We start from the raw sequence: 279 nt of genomic DNA on the forward strand, positions 1-279 counted from the left end.
CTCCCAATTCGCATCAGCTTGTTCGCGGCTACATAGCAAACTATCTGCTTCATCAATAAATATTGCACTTCCTTCTTGTGTAGCTTGTTTAAATAGTTGAGCAATATTTTGCTCACTTTCACCAACCCACTTGCTCAATAAGTCAGATGCTTTAACAGATATAAGTTTAAAATCAGCTTTTTCGCATAAATAATTTACAAAAGCTGTTTTACCTGTGCCAGGCGGGCCCGTTAGCAGAGTTCGTGAACTCGAATATTCAATTACAGCCTCTTCAACCTG

1 protein-coding gene is annotated in these 279 nt (G+C 39.1%); it reads right to left on the reverse strand.

The features are described from left to right. Nucleotides 1-279, reverse strand: a 279-nt coding sequence (locus tag R2R70_RS19805) for an AAA family ATPase (RefSeq protein ID WP_410978869.1), incomplete at both ends; no start/stop codon positions are given.

Origin of the sequence: Cobetia sp. SIMBA_158 (assembly GCF_046566945.1) — a bacterium.
GTDB lineage: Bacteria > Pseudomonadota > Gammaproteobacteria > Pseudomonadales > Halomonadaceae > Cobetia > Cobetia amphilecti.